This window comes from Delftia sp. HK171 (assembly GCF_001886655.1).
Taxonomy (GTDB): Bacteria; Pseudomonadota; Gammaproteobacteria; order Burkholderiales; family Burkholderiaceae_C; genus Comamonas; species Comamonas acidovorans.
Genome location: NZ_CP018101.1, coordinates 768,497 through 786,472 on the forward strand (window position 1 = coordinate 768,497; position 17,976 = coordinate 786,472).

A 17,976-nucleotide genomic window follows, 5' to 3' on the forward strand; every position below is an offset into this window, starting at 1 on the left:
GGGTCAGCGATCGGCCCGCACCAGCGTGCTCTTGCCGAACAGGCTCTCCAGCAGGTCCACCACCAGTTCTGCCGTCTGGTTGCGCACATCCAGCGCGGGATTGAGCTCCACCAGATCCATCGAGCCCAGGCGTCCGGTGTCGGCCAGCATCTCCATGCACAGCTGGGCCTCGCGGTAGCTGGGGCCGCCGCGCACGGGGGTGCCGGTGCCGGGCGCGATGTCGGGATCGAGGTAGTCCACGTCGAAGCTCAGGTGCAAATGGGTGTCGCTGCCTTCCAGGTCTTCCAGCGCGCGGCGCATGACCTCGCGCATGCCCAGCTCGTCGATGGCGCGCATGTCATAGACCTCCACGCCCAGCGAATGCAGCAGGCGCTTTTCCTGGTCATCCACGCTGCGCAGGCCGATCTGGCACAGCGAGGCGGCTGCCAGCGCCGGATCGCCGCCCTGGGACAGCGCGGTGAGCGCCGCGGGGCCCAGGCCGCACAGGCTGGCCACGGGCATGCCGTGCAGGTTGCCGCTGGGCGAGATATCGGGCGTGTTGCAGTCGGCGTGGGCGTCCAGCCAGATCACGCGCAGCGCGCGGCCACGTCGGCGGCAGTGGGCGGCCACGGCGCTGATCGAACCCATGGCCAGGCTGTGGTCGCCGCCCAGCATCAGCGGCAGCTCGCCGTCGTCCAGCGCCTGGCCCACGGCCTGGTGCACGGCGTCCATCCAGGCGCGGGCCGGTGCGAGGTGGCGCAGCCCCTGCTCGGGCGGTGTCTGCGGATTGGGCGGGCCTGCCAGATTGCCGATGTCGCTCACCTGGCAGCCCAGCTGGCGCAGCGCCGGGCCCAGGCCGGCCACGCGCAGTGCGTCGGGCCCCATGGCGCTGCCCAGGCGGCTGGCGCCGATGTCGGTGGGCACGCCTATGAGTCTCAGGGCGCGTGCGGTCTGCGGGGTCGTATGGGTGTTCATGCTCATGGGACCCATGGTATGCAGTCCCCGTGTCAGCCAAAGCCGCGTTCTGCCTGACCGGCCTCGCGCACCAGCCGGTACAGGTCGCGGGGGTCGGCCAGCGCAGGCACCAGGTCGATCGACTGCATCAGTCCGGTGTCGTGGGCCAGCGCACGCAACCAGCGCAGGGCCGAATAGTCCTCCAGCGCAAAGCCCACGGAGTCGAACAGCGTGATCTCCGTGTCATGCCCGCGGCCCGGCGCCTGGCCGTTGATGACCTGCCACAGCTCGGTCACGGGCGCGTCGGCGGGCAACTGCTGCAGCTCGCCTTCCACACGCGTCTGGGGCGTGAATTCCACGAAGATGCGCGCGCGCCGCAGCAGTGCCAGGGGCAGCTCGGTCTTGCCGGGGCAATCGCCGCCGACTGCGTTGATGTGGGTGCCCGGGCGCACGTCGGCATCGGCGATCACGCAGGCGCGGTGCTTGGCGGCCGTCACCGTGGTCACGATGTCGGCGCCCTCCAGGGCCTCGGCGCTGCTGGCGCAGCAGGTGATGCGCTGGGCCGCGATGCCCGCATGGCCCAGGTTGTCCACAAGCTTGCGCATGGCGTGGACATCGATGTCGAAGATGCGCAGCCGTTCCACGCCCAGCAGGTGGGTGAAGGCCAGGGCCTGGAATTCGGACTGCGATCCTGCGCCTATCAGCGCCATGCTGCGGCAGCCCGGCCGCGCCAGCCGGCGCGCGGCCAGCGCCGAGGTGGCGGCGGTGCGCAGCGCCGTGGCCAGCGTCAGGTCGGACAGGAAGACCGGCAGGCCCGTGGCCACGTCGGCCAGGGCGCCGAAGGCCATCACCGTGGGCAGGTCCCGATCGGCGTTGTCCGGGTGGCCGTTGACGTACTTGAAGGCGTAGTCGAGCGCATCGGACACGGGCATGAGCTCGATCACGCCGCCGGGCGAATGGTGGGCGATGCGGGCCGATTTCTCGAAATCGGGCCAGCGCGCGAAGTCTTCCTCGATAGCATCGGCCAGGCCGGCCAGGCAGGCGGCAACGCCGACCTGCGCCACCAGCCGTGCGGCCTGCGTGGCGCCGAGGAAATCCGTGTGGACGGGCGTGGTTCGAGGCTTCATGGTGCTCTCCCTCGCGGTTGCTTCCACTGTAGGCCCGGGCCGAAGCGCAGGCAAGCGGGTTTCGGCTGGCGCCTGCGCGGGGAATCGCGGTGCGCGTATGCTCGGCACCCAAGCTATGAACCAACTGCATCTGTTTTTGCCCTGCGCCGCCGGCGTTGAGGGATTTCTGGCCGACGAGGTCCACGCGATCACCGGCCTGAGCGGCCACGACCTCATGGTGGGCCGTGGCGGCGTGATGGTGCGCGGCCTGTGGCGCGACGCCCTGCTGCTGAACCTGCACAGCCGGCTGGCCCAGCGCGTGCTGGTGCAGCTGTCGCAGACCCTGTACCGCAACGAGAACGACCTGTACCGCGCCGCCAGCGAAGTGGCCTGGGAGATCTGGTTCTCCCCGCGCGAGAGCTTCAAGATCGAGGTCACGGCCCAGCACAGCCCACTGACCAGCCTCAACTTCGGGGCGCTGCGCGTCAAGGACGCCATTGCCGACCGCTTCCGCGACAGGAAGGGCGTGCGCCCCGACGTGGAAACGCGCCACCCCGACGTGCGCGTGCACCTGCACCTGACGACCGACGAGGCCACCATCTACATCGACACCTCGGGCGAGGCGCTGTTCAAGCGCGGCTGGCGCGAGGACAAGGGCGATGCGCCGCTCAAGGAAACCCTGGCCGCGGCCATGATCGCCGCCACGGGCTGGGACCCGCACGGCGACGATCCCCAGCCGCTGTACGACCCATGCTGCGGCAGCGGCACGGTGCTGATCGAGGCCGCGCAGATTGCACGCCGCATTCCTGCCGGCATCCTGCGGCGCTTCGCGTTCGAGAAGCTGGTGCCCTTCCAGAGGCATGTGTGGGAAGCCATGCTGGACGAGGCCGAGGCCGCCATCCTGCCCGACAGCCCCGTGGCCATCTATGGCTCCGACGTGTCCCACCGCATGGTGGACTTTGCCCAGCGCAACGCCGAGCGTGCAGGCGTGGGCCAGACCGTGCAACTGCGCGGTGGCGACGCGCTGCAGCGCATGCCGCCCTGCGAGCAGCCCGGCCTGATGCTGCTGAACCCGCCCTATGGCGAGCGCATTGCCGCAGCCGGCTCGGCCGGCCGCAGTGCCGGTGAACGCATGGAAGTGGTCGAGCGCGCGGGCCGCGAGACGGCCCAGACCGAGGACGGAGTGGAATTCTTCAGCCAGCTGGCCACCCACTGGAAGAAGAACTACAGCGGCTGGAGCGCCTGGATGCTCACGCCCGACCTCAAGCTGCCCGGCAAGATGCGCCTGAAAGAGGCGCGCCGCACGCCCATGTGGAACGGCCCCATCGAATGCCGGCTGTTCCGCTTCGACATGATCCGTGGCGCAGTCAAGCCCAGAAAGGCCGCCGAAGGCCCGGCAGAGGGCGCCGCGCCATGAAGATCGTGCTGCGCTGGCCGCAGTGCAACGACGGCTATGAAGGTCCCCTGCCCCGGCCCGTGGTGCTCGATACCAATGTGGTCCTTGACATGCTGATCTTCGACGATCCGCATGTTCCGCCGATCCGCGAACTGGTGGAGCAGGGACAGATGCGCTGGATTGCCGATCAGGCCCAGCGCCTCGAACTCGAGCGCGTGCTGCACTACAGCCAGATCGCGCCGCGCGTGGCTTTCTACGGCAAGACGGTCGAGGGCGTGCTCTCGGCCTTTGACGGAGCGGTCGAGTACGTGGCCGATGCGCCGCGCATCCGCTTTGCCTGCACCGACCCCGACGACCAGCATTTCCTGGACTTGGCCAGCCAGCACCAGGCGCTGCTGATCAGCAAGGACAAGGCCGTGCTCAAGCTGCGCAAGCGCGTGGCCGGCCTGGGCGCCACCGTGGGCAACATCCTGCTGGCCGAGCAGGAAGAGGCGCTGGCCGCCTGACGCCTGGATGCTGTTGTGCAGCAACCACCCAGGCGGCAATGGGGCAACAGGCTGGGTGCGGTCGGCTTGAAGGCTTTCTCCTAAACTGGCGGCCATGCAGGAGGCGCAAGCCCTTCTGCCAGGAGGACGGCCTCCCCCACATCGGGACATGCATGCGCCGGGACGACCCGGCTTCACAAGGAGTTTTCCATGGCATGGGTCTATCTGTTGGTGGCGGGGCTGCTCGAAGTGGTCTGGGCGTTCTCGATGAAGCAATCGCACGGCTTCACGCGGCTGGTGCCCAGCGCCATCACCATCGTCACCATGATCGCCAGCTTCGGCCTGCTGGCCGTGGCCATGCGCAGCCTGCCGCTGGGCACGGCCTACACTATCTGGACCGGCATCGGCGCCGTGGGCGCCTTCCTGGTCGGCATCACGGTCCTGGGCGAGCAGGTCAGCGCCATGCGCATCGGCGCGGCCGTGCTCATCGTCTCGGGCCTGGTGCTGATGAAGCTGTCCTCGGACTGAGCGGGGCCGCCCCCTGCCGGCCAGGCCGGCAGGAGGTCGGGGACCGGGCTCAGAACCTGGCTCAGAAGCGGTATTTGACGCCCACCATCAGATTGCGCGGCGTGCCGTAGTGGCTGTAGTAGCCCGCGTAGCTGAAGTACTTGCGGTCCAGCGCGTTGTTCAGGTGCACCGACGCACTCCAGTGCCGGTCGATGTCATAGCGTGCCATCAGGTTCACCACGGCATAGCTGGCCTGGCGCACCGTGGCGTCGCCCACCTCGCTTTGCCAGTTCACTCCGCCGCCCAGTGTCAGCCCCTGTAGTGCGCTGCCCAGGCGATAGCTGCTGAACAGCTTGACGCTGTTGCGCGGCAGCATGGTGTTGATGCGCTGGCCCTCTGCATTCGTGGTCAGGGTGTTGGCATAGCCGGCTGAGACCTGCCAGCCCGGCGCCAGCTCGCCGCTCAGTTCCATCTCCAGCCCCTGGGAGGTGGTGTTCTGCTCGGCCTTGTAGACATTGCTGCCCGGGAATTGCGCCTGCCACACCGCCAGGTTGTCCTGCTTGAGGTTGAACAGGGCCAGGCTGGAGTTGAGCTTGCCGTCCAGGTGCCTGCCCTTGATGCCGACCTCCAGTCCCCGGCCTTCCATGGGCGCCAGCGTGGCATTGTTCTCGTCGCGCACCCAGGAGGCCTGGGGGTTGAAGATCTTGGTGTAGCTGGCGTACAGCGCCCACTGGGGCGTCATGTCGTAGACGGCGCCCACGTAGGGGATGAAGGCGCCGTTCTCCCGGGCGCGGGTGGTGGTGGCCTCTCCGGTGTCCGGCGTGCTGGCGGTATCGCGTCCCCAGTAGATCTGGCGGCTGCCCAGGATCAGGCGCAGCGGCTCGGAGATGCGGAAACGTCCGGTCAGATAGCCTGCGTACTGGTGCTCCTTGGTGGAGAAGCGGCCGCTGGTCGCGAAGTCGGGCACGGGATTGCTGCCGTCATAGGTGAACAGGTTGTCTATGCGGCCTGCGGCCGAGCCGGAGTAGTCGTAGAGCCAGCTGCCGGAGGTGGGTCCCTTGTCCTCGAAGCGCGACAGCGTCAGGCCGGCGATCAACTCGTGCTCGCGGCCGAACAGCTTGAGCGGGCCGGTCAGGTACATGTCGAGGTTGTGCTGGCGCGGCTGGCCCTGAAAGCGCACGGGCAGCAGGCTGGTGCCGCTGCCATCGGCCTGCAGCGTGCCGTTGAGGTAGGTGTAGACCGAGTCGTAGCGGTCCTGGCCGTAGGCGTACTCGACCTTGCCGGTCCAGCCGCCGCTCAGCTCGCGCTCGATGGAGGTGAAGAAGCCGCTTTGCTCATGGTTGTTGTACGACCAGTTCGGCGATCCGTTCAGGGCGCGTGGCAGCCGGGTGGCACTGCCGTCCGGAAACCGCGACGGCAGGCCCGAGCGCATCGGCGCATCCACATCGTTGCGCAGGTAGCTGAAGCCCACGGTCCACAGGGTCCGGTCGTCGAGATCGACCTCGGCGATGCCGTACAGCAGGCGCGAGTCCTGGTGGTAGCGCTCCAGCCAGGCATCGCCCGATTGGTAGTCCGCAACCAGGCGCGCGCGGGCCGAGCCGTCCTGGTTCAGCGGGCGGGAGATATCCAGGCCCGCGCCTCGGCGTCCCCAACTGCCGGCATCGACATTGAGCTGCGTCTGGGGTCTGGCCGTGGGGCGCTTGCGGATCAGGTTGATGGTGGCCGAGGGGTTGCCCATGCCGCTGATGAGGCCCGTGGTGCCGCGCACGATCTCCACGCGGTCGTACATGGCCATGTGCTGGGTGTACTGGTTCAGGCCCGCAGCCGTGGGCACGCCATCGATCTCGTAGTTCTGGATCTCGAAACCTCGCGACCAGTAGCCGTCGCTTTCGGCACCCAGGCCGTCGCGCGTGACGATGATGCCGGGCGCGGCCTCCAGCATGTCGCTGAGCCGCGTGGTGCCCAGATCCTCCAGCCGCTGGCGCGTCATCACGGTCAGCGCCTGGGGCGTCTCCTGGGGAGCCAGGTTCAGGCGCGTGGAGCTGCTGGACGATGCCGTGGTGTAGGAGTCCGTGCCCTCCGTGGTCGAGCCCGGGGCCTTGCCGGACACGGTCACCGTGGCCAGGCTGACGCCTTGCTCCGGCAAAGGCGCTGCCGACGCAGGCAGGGCGCTGGCCTGGGGCGCTGTCTGCACGCTGAGCACGCCCTGGGCATCGCGCGTGAGCACCAGGCCGCTGCCGGCCAGCGCGGCCTGCAGCGCCTGCTCCGCCGTGTAGCTGCCCTGGATCGCCGGCGCCTGCTTGCCCGAGGCCAGGGCGGGGTCCAGCGACAGCGTGCGGCCGCTGTGCTGGCCAATGGCCAGCAGCGTCCGGGCCAGCGGCCCGGCTGGCAGGTCATAGCGTTGGCGCTGGGCGGCTTCGGCGCCGGAGGTTACCGCGGCCTCCTGGGCGGTCTGGGCCTGGGCGGGCAGGGTGGCGATGAGGGCAGCCAGGGCTGCGGCATGGGCCACGGGGCGCCATGCGAAAAGAGAGCGGGACATGCTTGTGGACTCCGGAGAATGGGGGATGACACAGGACATGTCGCGCGAGCGGGCCGGATGTGATCACCCCTGGCGCTGTTTTTTTTGGAGCCCCGCGTTGACCGGGCCTCTGGCCGCATCGATCAGCGTCAGCCAGCCGCCTCGGTAACGCGTCACGCGGATGGGCAGGCTGCTGGCCAGCGCCTGCAGCGCACGGTCGGTATCGTCCAGCGGGAAGGTGCCCAGCACGCGCAGCCGGGAGGCGGCAGGGGCGACGCGCAACAGGCCGGTCCGGTAAGGCCGCAGGGCTTCGACCACCGAGTCCAGCGGCCAATCGTCCACGGCCAGCATGCCGCTTTGCCAGGCCGCTGCCGCCTCGGCGCGCGCCAGGGCCTCGGAAATGGCGGCCCCGTCCATCCAGGCGCTGGCGCCGGCCTGCAGCGGCGACTGTGCGCCCAGCCGCGTGTGCAGGTCCACGTCCTGCGCGAGCGCGGCCACCTGCGTGCGCTCTTCCTGCAGGCGCACCATGAAGCGCGCGCCTTGCGCTGCCGGCACCTGGGCCTGGCCATGCCGGGTCTGCACGGCGAAGGGGCTGCCGGCCGGCACCTGCGCGATCAGCGCGCCCTGGCGCAGATGCACGCGGCGGCGGTCGGCGCCCAGGTCGATATCGATGGCGCTGCGCGCGTCCAGCAGCAGCCGGCTGCCGTCGGCCAACTCCAGGCTGCGCCGCTCGGCCGTGGCGGTATGGGCATCGGCCAGCAGGCCGGGCAGCGGCGTGAATCGGTGGGCCACCAGGCCTCCCAGGGCCGCGCCCGCAAAGGCCAGTGCGCCGCCCGCAATGCGCCTGCGGCGGCGGTCGGGCTGCAGCAGTGCGCTCAGCGCTGCATCGGCTGACGCATGGCTGGAGGTGTGGGGCGCCAGCGGTTGGAGCACGCGCTCCAGCGAGCCGCTCACCTGGGACCACGCGGCTTCGTGGGCCGGGTCGGCCTGTCGCCAACGGTCCAGGGCCTTGCGCTGGTGCTCGGTCATGGCTCCCGAGCGCGACTCCACCAGCCAGGCGATGGCCTGCTGGCGCAGGGCGGCGGCCGAGGTGGCACTCATTGCGGCAGCGCCGTTGCGCAGTCCAGTGCGCAGCAGGCGGCTATGGCGCGGCCCATGTGGCGCCGCACGGTGATCTCGGCAATGCCCAGGCGCAGCGCGATCTCCCGGTAGGGCATGTCGTGCAATTGGTTGAGCAGCAGCACGCGGCGCGTGGTGGGTGGCAGCGACTGCAGCACGCGGTCCACGGCCTGCAGCGCCTGCACGATGGCATAGCGTTCCTCTTCCGAGGGCTGGTGCATGGCGGGCTGGGCCGCCAGCGCCTCCAGGTAGGCCTGCTCCAGGTCGCGCCTGCGCCAGAAGGAGAACAGCGTGCGCTTGGCCATGGTGGTCAGGTAGGCGCGCGGGTTGTCCAGCGGTGGAAGGTGGCGGGTGGTGAGCAGTTGCACGAAGGTGTCGTGCGTCAGGTCCTGCGCCTGTGCGGTGTCGCCCAGCTTGCGGCGCAGCCAGCCTTGCAGCCAGCCATGGTGGTCTGCGTAGAGCACGGCGACGGGAGGTGGCGGCAGGGGATGGGCGGGCATGCGGCGGGACAGGTGATGGGATGGGAATGCGTCTCAATTATCACGCCATGCCCTCACTCCCCGTGATTCACCTCGCCCGCGAGGCCCTCAGCGGCCCGTGCCCAGCTCCAGTGTCAGGCGCAGCATGTCGCGATGCTGCACGCCGCGCTCCCACAGCTGGGTGGTGTAGTGCCTGAGGAAGAAATCCCGGTCTATGCCCGTCACGCGAAAACCCGCGCGCTGGTAGAAGACCAGCTGGTCGCCGAAGCTGCCCGTGCCGACCTCGATGCGCGGCGCTCGCTGGGAGCGCGCCCATTCGATGGCACGCCGCAGCAGGGCACTGCCCAGGCCCCGGTGGTGCAGCGATTCCGCGACCGCGATGTTCATCAGCTCCCAGGCGGGTGGGCCTGAGGCCTCATCGCCGCTGGCGCGCAGCGGCACCAGCACGCACATGCCCAATACCTCGCCGCGCCCGCCGGGACGCGGCGGCTGGCCTTCGCGCTGGAAGGACTCGCGCGCGGCAAAACAGGTGGAGCCCGCCAGATAGCCGCGCACCTTCTCCCGCGACGGATCCGCCGACAGCAGCAGCGGCCACGGCGCCTCGGCCGGGTTCAGCGGCTCTATGTGCCAGGGTGCAAGAGAAACGGAAGGCGCGGTCATAAGCCTGAATCATCCCATGCCTGACATTGGGACGCAGTTGGGCTCCTCTGCGGAATCTTGACGTGCGCTTACAACTGTGCCTTTGCATGGGCGGATCTAGTGGTTTATACTTAGACCTAGGGTAAACGCTTAGAGGGTTTTCCCGGCATTCGCGGCACTTGAGATGCATGCCGCCAGTGATTGTTGAGCGTCTCAGTAAGGAAGTTCACCATGCGCCAAGCAATCTATTCCCTGATCGATTTCATCCAGCAAGCCCGCAACGCCGAGCTCGAAATCGCCAACCAGTAATCCGGTTGGAGGCAGGTGCGCCCTGAAGCGCGCCCACCGATGCGATCGCCCCATTGCCGATGATGGCCTTGGGGCTTTTGTGTTTCTGGGCGCCGGGCTTGCGGGCGCCGGGCTGCCCTGCAGCCCTGGCTACAGGCCCAGCACCAGCCTGCCGCTCCTGGCGCGCGAGCAGCAGCTCATCATCTTGGTGCAGGCCGCGCGCTCGCCGCGCGTGAGCACCATGTCGCGGTGGTCCACCTCGCCGTCGAGCACGGGCACTTCGCAGGACCCGCACAGCCCTTCCCGGCAGTCGCTTTGCACTTCGATCTTCGCGCTGCGCAGGGCGTCCAGCAGCGTCTGGTCGTTGCGCACCTGCAGCACAAGGCCCGATGCGCGCAGTTCCACCTCGAAGCCCTGCTCCCTGGCAGGGTCCAGCGCCCCCACGGTGGAGACGAAATGCTCCACGCGCAGGCTGTCCTCGGGCCAGTGGCGGCTGGCGGCCTCCAGGCCGTCCAGCAGGCGCGCCGGTCCGCAGGCATGGATGCGGGCTCCGGCGCGCGGCGTGGCCAGCAGGGCGGCGTAGTCGGCGCGCCGGCCTTCCTCCGCCACGTACAGATGCAGCCTGGCGCCATGCTCGGCCAGCAGCGGCGCCAGCAGCGCCATGCCCGCGCGGCGCCGGCCGCTGTAGTGGATTTCATAGGACAGGCCCAGCGCCCTGGCGCGCCGTGCCATGGCCGAGATGGGCGTGATGCCGATGCCGCCGGCCACCAGGATCACGTGGCTGGCGCCTTCGTCCAGCGGGAAATGGTTGCGCGGGCCCCGCACCTGTACGGTGGCGCCGCGGTGCAGATGCTCATGCACCCAGGCCGAGCCGCCACGGCCGTTGGCCTCGCGCAGCACGGCAATCTCGTAGCTGCCGGTGTCCTGCGGGTCGCCGCACAGCGAGTACTGGCGTGACAGGCCCGTGTCGCCGCATTGCAGGTCGATGTGCGAGCCCGGCGTCCAGCGCGGCAGGGCGTGTCCATCGGCGGCCTTCAGGCGCAGGCGCAGCACGCCTTCGGCGGCGGCCTCGGCCTCGGCCACGACCATGGGCCGGCTGGCGCCGCCCTGCAGGGCTTCGCCAATGCGCACGGGCTGGCGCGCCTGCAGCAGGGCGGGACGGGCGCGCTCGGGGTTGAGGGCCGGGTCCCACTCCACCCACAGGTGCTCGGGGCCCCGGAACGAGGTGTTGGGCACGTAGGTGAACCGCTGCTCGGCCAGCCGCATGTGGGGAAGGCGGCGCGTGAACTCCTCCAGGAAGATCTGCATCTCCATGCGCGCCAGGTTCTTGCCCATGCACTGGTGCGAGCCATAGCCGAAGGTCAGGTGGTCGCCGGCGTTGTCGCGGTGGATGTCGAAGAAGTCGGCATCGGCGAAATGCCGCTCGTCGTGGTTGGCCGACGAGGTCACGATGAGCAGCTTCGAGCCCGCCGGCACGGCCACGCCGCCGATCACCACGTCGCGCGTGGCCAGGCGCCGCCAGGCGGCCACCGAGCCGTTGTGGCGCAGGCATTCCTCCACGGCATTGGGGATCAGCGCGGGGTTCTCGCAGATCTGCTTCCAGGCGCCGGGATGCTGCAGCAGCAGCTTGACGGCGTTGGCCGTGGCATTGGCCGTGGTCTCGTGCGCGGCCACGATGCCGGCCATCATCATGGAGTGCAGGTAGGAGTCGGTGACGACCTCGGGAAGCTCCTTTTGCTTGCGTATGCCGTATTGCATCCAGCCCGGCGCATCGGGGTTCTCGCGCATCTTGGCCAGCACCTTGCCGGCCAGCTGCCAGAAGTTGCCCACCGCATGGGCCACGGCCACCTGCTGCTCGGGCCGAGGCCGGCCCCAGGTGTTGACGGTGTGGGCGATGGAGTACTCGCGCAGCCTGTCCATGTCCTCCTCGGGCACGCCGAGAAAGTGCAGGGCCACGGTCAGCGGCACCTCCCACAGCATCTGGTCCACAAGGTCGGCGCGGCCGTCGTCGATGAAGCGGTCTACATAGGCGCGCGCCAGCTCGCGCACCATGGGCTCGTGGTGGCGCAGCTCCTCGGGCGTGAACGGGTCCATCAGCGCGCGGCGGCGCGGCATGTGGGCGGGCTCGTCCTCGTTGACCAGGGTGCGGTTCAGCGCGAAGCCGTAGGAGGCCAGCACGGCATTGGCCTCCTCGCCCGTGGGCGTGATCTTCTCCAGCGCGATCGAGGGACTGAAGGCGATGTTGTCGCGGAACACCGCCTTGATGTCGTCGAAGCGCGTGACCACCCAGTAGCCCAGTTGCGGGCTGTAGAACACCGGCTCCTGCTCGCGCGCCCAGCGCACATATTCGGGCGGGTCCTGCTGGTAGCCGTCGCTGAACGGGTCGAAGGCCGCGGCACCCGCGCTGACGGGGCAGCCCGTGGGGCCGGTCTGGCCGCTGGGCTGGCGGTGGTCGAAGGGGCAGCGCGCGGAGGCTGGCGCAGAGGTGGACGGGGCGGCGTTGGAGGCGGCGGAGGCAGTCATGGCAGGTTCGCAGGCAGGCAGGCGCGGAGGGTCAATCCAAAGTGATGTTCTGGTCGCGGATCAGCTGGTGCCAGCGCGTGCTTTCGCTGGCCAGCAGCGCGGCGAACTGCTCGGGCGTATTGCCCACGGGCTCCACGCCGAAATCCACGAGCTTCTGGCGCACGGCGGGCTCGTTGATCGCGGCCACGACCTGCCGGTGCAGGGCCGCGATGACCGGGGCCGGTGTCCTGGCGGGCGCCACCAGTCCCACAAGGGCGGCGGCCTGCACCTTGGGCAGGCCCAGCTCGGCGAAGGTGGGCACGTCGGGCAACTGGGGCAGGCGCGTGGCGTTGGCCACGGCCAGCGGGCGGACCTTGCCGCCCTTGATGAAGCCTGCGCCCGCGGCCAGGTCCACCATCATCACGGGCACCTGGCCGCCAGCCACGTCGCCCAAGGCCGGTGCCGCGCCCTTGTAGGGGGCGTGCACCAGCTTCAGGCCGGCCTCCACCCTGAGCAGTTCCATGGCCAGGTGGTGCGGGCTGCCGGCACCGGCCGAGGCGTAGTTCACGCCGTCCTTGCTGGTGCGCGCCTGGGCCAGGAAGTCTTTGGCCGTGGCCGCTGCCATGCCGGGGCCGGCCACCAGGATCATCGGGAAGCGGCCCATCAGCGTGACCGGCGCGAGGTCCCTGGCGGGGTTGTAGCTGAGGCTCTTGTAGAGCACGGGATTGAAGACCAGGGTGCCGTTGTCGGCCGACAGCACGGTGTAGCCATCGGCGGCGGCGCGCGCGGTTTCCGAGGCGCCTATGGCCGTGTTGCCGCCCGGGCGGTTGTCCACCACGATGGGCTGGTGCACCTGGCCGCTCCAGGCCTGGCCTATGGTGCGGGCCAGGAAGTCCGAGCCGCCGCCGGCCGCGTAGGGAACGATCCAGCGCACGTTCCTGCTGGGGAATCCGTCCTGGGCCAGCGCGCCGGGCAGGGCGGTGGCCGATAGCAGGCCTGCGGCCAGTGTGGTGAGGAAAAGGCGCTTGTGCATGGGGCTTGTCTCCGGTGAGGCCTGGGTGGAATCCATGGAATCTTGTTTTGCGTAATTTTTCTACGCATTGCGTAAAAACACCGCCCGGGATTACCCGCAAGCTGCGGCACAATGCCCCGCCAGCCCTTAAAACAGGCCTTTCCAGACCCGCCCTGCCGCCATGACTTCCACTGTTGCCTCCGAGATCGACGAGCCCGCGCCGCCGCGCGAAAGGCGCCAGCGCGTGCAGGCCGCCGAGACCTGCCTGGCCGTGCTCAAGGCCCTGGCCACGCTGGGCGGACGCGCCAGCCTCACGGCCATCGCGGGCGCGGTGGAGGAAAGCCCGGCCAAGGTCCACCGCTACCTGGCCAGCCTGATGGCCGAGGGGCTGGTGGAGCAGGACCGTGGCGGCACGCAGTACGCGCTGGCGGCCGAGGCCATGCGCGTGGGCCTGGCCGCCATGCGGCAGTCCGACCCCATCCGCCTGGCCGAGCCGGCCCTGCTGCACCTGCGCGAGGCCTTGCAGGTCACCAGCTTCGTGGCCGTGATGGGCAACCTGGGGCCGACCATCGTGCGCTTCGAGGAGCCGGGCCTGCCGGTCACCGTCAATGTGCGTGTGGGCTCGGTGATGTCGCTGCTGTGGTCGGCCACGGGGCGCGCCTTCTTCGCCTTCATGGACGACGATGCCCGCGTGGATGCGCTGCTGGCCCGGGAGCTGGCCGAGGCGCCGGCCGCGCGGCGCGCGCTGCTCGATGGCGCGGACCCGCTGGGCACGCTGCGCCGCGAGATCCGCGCTGCGGGCTGCGCCTCGGTGCGCGACGTCAACCTGCCGGGCATCAGCGCCGTGGCGGCGCCGCTGCACGACTACACGGGCCATGTGGTGGGCGTGCTGTGCGCGCTGGGCGCCAGCGGCGGCTTCGACCCGGACCCGCAGGGCGCGGTGGCCCGGGCCCTGCGCGCCGAAGCGGCGCGCGTCAGCGCCTCGCTGGGCCATCTGCCCGACTGAAGCCCGGCTGAGGCCCGGCTGAGGCCTGCAGCCCGCTGCCGCTACGGCGTCACCAGCGTGTAGGCCATGCGCACGCGCTGCATGTCGCGGCCCAGGCGGCGGCTTTCGGGCAGGCGGCGCACCCAGGCCAGCTGTTTCACGGTGCGGGCCATCAGGGCGCGGGTCTCGGGGTCCATGGACTGCACGAAATCCTGCCAGGCCGTGCGCGCGGCCGGCATGGCGCCGGCCTGCTCCAGTATCCAGGCCGTGGAGTGGGCGTAGCACAGGGCATCGCGCACGCGGCACAGCGCCAGGGGCAGGTGGGCGGCGGGGTCGTCCTCGAAGTCGATGAAGCCGATCACGCCATCGGCACAGCAGACCATGTTGCGCGCAAAGGCCTGGCTCAGGCAGTCGCCGCTGCCATGCACCTGCTGCAGCGTCTGCAGGCCTTGCAACCATAGCGCCAGCGTGCTGCCGTCGCCCCGGGGCAGGGCGGCTTCCATGGCATTGCCCAGCGAGGGCGCCTCCACGCCGGGGCTGCCCAGGTGGCGCATGGCAAAGCCGTCCTCGCACTCGGCTAGCACGGCAGGCACGCGCAGGCCGCGCTGCGCGAGCTGGCGCAGGCGGCGCACCTCGGTGCGGATGGCTTCGTGGCCGCCGGGATTGGGCACGGGCCGCAGCACGGGCAGGCGCAGGCACAAGGCGAGCAGGGCCAGCGCGCGATAGCGCCATGCCGGGTTGCTGGCGCCCGCGCGCTTGACCCAGATGGTTTCGTCTTCCCGGTCATAGCGCTGGATGCTCAGGGGCTGGCTCAGCACATGGGCGCGCAAAAAGGCGTCGTAGTCTGGCGGCTCGGTAGGCGGGACGGCGAAGGACGGTTCGGACACGGCAGGCTCTGGAAAGTGAGTGGCTGGCGCGCAACGCCAGCCGGATGCGGCAATTGTGCCGTGCCAGGACTTGCCGCTTGCGCCGGCCGGCGGTGGCGCCAGGGTTTGCACTGCGGCAAGGCCGGTGGATTTGCCGCTTGGCAGCCGGAAAATTGAGACAATCGTTTCATCTTTAGCAGTGCCGAAAACCATTCATGAACACAGAAGACAGTGGCAAGCTGGTGGCCGCCCTGGTGCGCGGCATCTCCGTGCTCCAGTGCTTTTCCAACAAGCACCAGGAACTCAGCGCCCGTGAACTGATGGACATGACGGGCCTGCCCAAGCCCACGCTGTTCCGCCTGATCGACACCCTGTGCGAACTGAACCTGATGCGCTACTCCGAGCGCCTGTCCAAGTACGTGCCGGGCGTGGGGCTGCTGAACCTGTCCTCGCCCGTGCTGGCGCGCATGCACATGCGCCAGTTCGCGCGGCCGCACATGCAGGAGCTGGCCAATCACCTGGAAGGCCAGATCCAGCTGGCCGTCGGCCACGGCCGCCAGCTGTGCCTGGTGGAGCTGGCCAACGGCCTGACCAACAAGGTCTTCCTGCCCGAGATCGGGGTGCACATCTCGCTGTCGCGCACCGCCACGGGCCGCGCCTACCTGCTGAGCCTGCCCGAGGCCGAGCGCGAGGCCTTCATCGCGGAACTGCAGGCCGACGATCCCGCACGCGCCCAGCAACTGCGCGAGCGGCTCGACGATGCGCGGCGCGACCTGGCCGAGCACGGCTTTTGCCGCAGCCACGGCGACCTGCACCGCGAGATCCAGTCCATTGCCGTGCCCATGTCCACGGCCAAGGACGGCGAGTACTGGGTGTTCTCGGTCTCCCTGCCCATCTACAGCCCGCAGAGCCGCGCGCTGGAAAGCGATGCCGGGCCGCGCCTGATCACGCTGGTGCGCCTGGTCGAGGGCATGCTGGGCGCCTCCAGCCTTTCGTGAATCAGCGGGCGCTGCGCCAGACTTCCTGCGCGCGGCCTGCTCTCACCTTCTCCCGCACGCTGGCGGTGTCGGAGCCTGCGGCATTCGCAGGACCCGGCGCATAGGCCTGGCCGTCAAAGCGTGGCGCGGGGCTGGCCTGCAGGGCGCCGCCTTCGGGCTGCAGATAGACGCCACGCGCCTGCAGGTGCGGGTGGCGGGCTGCTTCCACGGGACTGAGCACGGCGCCGAAGCAGGCATCGCTGCCCTCCAGCAATTGCTGCCAGTGCGCGCGGGGCCGGGAGGCGAACAGCGTCTGCAGCTGCGCGCGCCGCGCCGGCCAGGCGGCGCGGTCCCACTGCGGGCCCTGGAACGCTGCGGCACCGGCCAGGCCCAGCCTGTCCAGCAGCAGGGCATGGAACTGCGGCTCGATGGCGCCCACGGTGATGAAGCCGCCATCGGCACAGGCATAGGTTTCGTAGAACGGCGCACTGTCGTGGATGCTGTGGCCGCGCTCGTCGGCCACCAGGCCGCGCTGGCGCGCGTGCAGCATGAGGTTGAGCATGTGCGCCGCACCATCGACGATGGCCGCATCCACCACCGTGCCGCGCCCCGTGGCGCGTGCCTGCACGATGCCGGCCAGCAGCCCCGTCATCAGGTACATGGCGCCGCCGCCGATGTCGCCCAGCGTGGCAAAGGGCGAGACCGGCCGGGCATCGGCCGGCGCGCACCCCCACAGCGCGCCCGAGACGGCGGCATAGTTGTTGTCGTGGCCGGCAGCCTGGGCCAGCGGACCGTCCTGGCCCCAGCCCGTCATGCGACCATAGACCAGGCGCGGGTTGAGGGCCTGGCAGGCCTCGGGTCCCAGGCCCAGGCGCTCCATGGCGCCGGGCCGCATGCCTTCGATCAGCGCATCGGCATCGCGCACCAGGGCCAGCACCAGGTCACGCCCTTCGGGTGACTTGAGATCGGCGAACACCGAGCGCTTGCCGCGCGACAGCGCGGAGGCGGCTGAGGTGGCTGAGGTGGCGGCGGGTTCCGCCTCAGGCCGCACGATGGACACCACATCGGCCCCCAGGTCCGCCAGATGCATGGCGCAGAACGGCCCCGGACCAATGCCGCCAATCTCCAGCACGCGCACGCTGTCCAGCACCTTCATGGCGTCTCCGTCGAAAACAGTTCAGTCGAGTTGCAGCTGGCGGCTGGTGATCAGCGCGCCCCAGCTCTTGCGGTCGTTGTCCACCAGCTGGGTGAACTGCGCCTGGGGCATGCCGCCGGGGCGGCCGCCGAGCTCGCGGTAGCGGCGCGCCACCTCGGGGTCCCGGAGCACGGCGACAAGGCCGTCGGTGAGCTTGCGCACCACGGCGGGCGGCGTCTGCGCGGGCAGGAAGAAACCCATCCAGCCGACCTTGTCGAAGTCCTGCAGGCCCAGCTCGGTGGTGGTGGGCACGTTGGGCAGCTCGGGCTCGCGCTGCGCGCCCGTCACGGCGATGGGATGCAGCTTGCCCGCCTTGATATGCACCAGCGATGCCGTGAGGTTGTCGAACATGAACTGCGTCTCTCCCGACACGATGGCCGCCGTCGCCGGTGCCGAGCCACGGTAGGGCACATGCACCACGTCCACGCCCGTGCGATCGCGCAGCAGCTCGCCCATGAGGTGGGTGGTCTGGCCCACGCCGGCCGAGGAGAACGACAGCTTGCCCGGCGCCTGCCGCGCGGCCTTGAGCAGATCGTCCAGTGAGCGCACCGGCGATGCCTGGGGCACGACCAGCACGTTGGAAAACGAGATCATGTCCGTCAGCGCCACGAAGTCCTCGGGCCTGTAGGGCAGCTTCTTGTAGGCCGTGTAGTTGATGGCGTTGGAGCCCGTGTTGCCCACCAGCACCGTATAGCCGTCCGGCTGCGCGCGTGCCACCTGGCTGGCACCGATGGAGCCGCCCGCGCCCGGCTTGTTGTCCACGATGACGGGCTGGCCCAGCCGCTCGCCCAGCTTGAGCGCCAGCAGCCGCGCGGGAATGTCGGTGGAACCCCCGGCCGCGCCCGGCACGACCAGGGTGATGGGCCGCGTGGGCCAGGCATCGGCTGCAATGGCTGCCGTGGCGCACAGCCAGGCGGCAGCCGCCAGCGTGAGGCGTTTGAACATGGTGTTTCTTCTCCGCGCGTGTGC

The 17,976-nt window shown here is 69.8% G+C and carries 16 protein-coding genes; 5 read left to right on the plus strand and 11 right to left on the minus strand.

From position 1 onward, the window contains the following. Positions 1–3 precede the first annotated feature (3 nt). Both rocF and BO996_RS03525 read right to left on the minus strand, forming a co-directional pair. Positions 4–969 (minus strand): arginase, encoded by a 966-nt coding sequence (rocF, locus tag BO996_RS03520; protein WP_012202613.1) that lies wholly within the window; start codon positions 967–969, stop codon positions 4–6. Positions 970–986: 17 nt separating this feature from the next. Continuing rightward, on the minus strand, positions 987–2,060 hold the full coding sequence (locus BO996_RS03525; RefSeq protein WP_071954010.1) for an ornithine cyclodeaminase: 1,074 nt from the start codon (positions 2,058–2,060) through the stop codon (positions 987–989). Between the two features lie 115 nt (positions 2,061–2,175). On the opposite strand from BO996_RS03525, the gene BO996_RS03530 reads away from it, so the two are divergent. The 3 genes from BO996_RS03530 (at position 2,176) to sugE (ending at position 4,448) form a co-directional block, all read left to right on the plus strand. Further along, positions 2,176–3,456 (plus strand): THUMP domain-containing class I SAM-dependent RNA methyltransferase, encoded by a 1,281-nt coding sequence (locus tag BO996_RS03530; protein WP_071954011.1) that lies wholly within the window; start codon positions 2,176–2,178, stop codon positions 3,454–3,456. Next, the gene (locus BO996_RS03535) at positions 3,453–3,941 is read left to right on the plus strand and encodes a putative toxin-antitoxin system toxin component, PIN family (RefSeq protein WP_012202616.1); all 489 of its coding nucleotides are present in this window, start codon (positions 3,453–3,455) and stop codon (positions 3,939–3,941) included. Before BO996_RS03530 ends, BO996_RS03535 begins: the two co-directional genes overlap by 4 nt. Positions 3,942–4,130: 189 nt before the next feature. Continuing rightward, positions 4,131–4,448, plus strand: a complete 318-nt coding sequence (gene sugE / locus BO996_RS03540) for a quaternary ammonium compound efflux SMR transporter SugE (RefSeq protein WP_012202617.1) — start codon at positions 4,131–4,133, stop codon at positions 4,446–4,448. Between the two features lie 61 nt (positions 4,449–4,509). On the opposite strand, the gene BO996_RS03545 is transcribed toward sugE, so the two are convergent. The 6 genes from BO996_RS03545 to BO996_RS03570 all read right to left on the minus strand — a co-directional run bounded on the left by BO996_RS03545 (position 4,510) and on the right by BO996_RS03570 (position 13,005). Beyond that, the gene (locus tag BO996_RS03545; RefSeq protein WP_071954012.1) at positions 4,510–6,966 is read right to left on the minus strand and encodes a TonB-dependent siderophore receptor; all 2,457 of its coding nucleotides are present in this window, start codon (positions 6,964–6,966) and stop codon (positions 4,510–4,512) included. A gap of 63 nt (positions 6,967–7,029) precedes the next feature. Next, the gene (locus BO996_RS03550; protein WP_071954013.1) at positions 7,030–8,046 is read right to left on the minus strand and encodes a FecR family protein; all 1,017 of its coding nucleotides are present in this window, start codon (positions 8,044–8,046) and stop codon (positions 7,030–7,032) included. After that, complete coding sequence (locus BO996_RS03555) at positions 8,043–8,564, minus strand: sigma-70 family RNA polymerase sigma factor (protein WP_065347453.1); 522 nt, start codon at positions 8,562–8,564, stop codon at positions 8,043–8,045. Before BO996_RS03555 ends, BO996_RS03550 begins: the two co-directional genes overlap by 4 nt. Before the next feature lie 87 nt (positions 8,565–8,651). Beyond that, a complete protein-coding gene (locus BO996_RS03560) occupies positions 8,652–9,203 on the minus strand; it encodes a GNAT family N-acetyltransferase (protein ID WP_034389533.1) in 552 nt (183 codons plus the stop codon). Between the two features lie 417 nt (positions 9,204–9,620). Next, the gene (locus tag BO996_RS03565) at positions 9,621–11,993 is read right to left on the minus strand and encodes a cytochrome P450/oxidoreductase (RefSeq protein WP_071954014.1); all 2,373 of its coding nucleotides are present in this window, start codon (positions 11,991–11,993) and stop codon (positions 9,621–9,623) included. A 31-nt stretch (positions 11,994–12,024) separates the two neighbouring features. Further along, the gene (locus BO996_RS03570) at positions 12,025–13,005 is read right to left on the minus strand and encodes a Bug family tripartite tricarboxylate transporter substrate binding protein (RefSeq protein WP_071957017.1); all 981 of its coding nucleotides are present in this window, start codon (positions 13,003–13,005) and stop codon (positions 12,025–12,027) included. Positions 13,006–13,165: 160 nt separating this feature from the next. On the opposite strand from BO996_RS03570, the gene BO996_RS03575 reads away from it, so the two are divergent. Next, positions 13,166–13,990, plus strand: a complete 825-nt coding sequence (locus tag BO996_RS03575; protein ID WP_071954015.1) for an IclR family transcriptional regulator — start codon at positions 13,166–13,168, stop codon at positions 13,988–13,990. A 41-nt stretch (positions 13,991–14,031) separates the two neighbouring features. Here the strand turns inward: BO996_RS03575 and BO996_RS03580 are convergent, their stop codons facing one another. Next, a complete protein-coding gene (locus BO996_RS03580) occupies positions 14,032–14,856 on the minus strand; it encodes a hypothetical protein (RefSeq protein WP_071954016.1) in 825 nt (274 codons plus the stop codon). Between the two features lie 194 nt (positions 14,857–15,050). On the opposite strand from BO996_RS03580, the gene BO996_RS03585 reads away from it, so the two are divergent. Further along, entirely contained in the window at positions 15,051–15,833 is a 783-nt protein-coding gene (locus BO996_RS03585) for an IclR family transcriptional regulator (RefSeq protein ID WP_012202623.1), read from the plus strand. A gap of 1 nt (position 15,834) precedes the next feature. Here BO996_RS03585 and BO996_RS03590 read toward each other — a convergent pair whose 3' ends face one another. Beyond that, positions 15,835–16,968 carry a CaiB/BaiF CoA transferase family protein gene (locus BO996_RS03590; protein ID WP_071954017.1) on the minus strand — a complete coding sequence of 378 codons (1,134 nt, stop codon included), beginning with the start codon at positions 16,966–16,968 and terminating at the stop codon, positions 15,835–15,837. Positions 16,969–16,989: 21 nt separating this feature from the next. Next, positions 16,990–17,952, minus strand: coding sequence for a Bug family tripartite tricarboxylate transporter substrate binding protein (locus BO996_RS03595; RefSeq protein WP_071954018.1), 963 nt, complete (start codon positions 17,950–17,952; stop codon positions 16,990–16,992). Between the last annotated feature and the right edge of the window lie 24 nt (positions 17,953–17,976).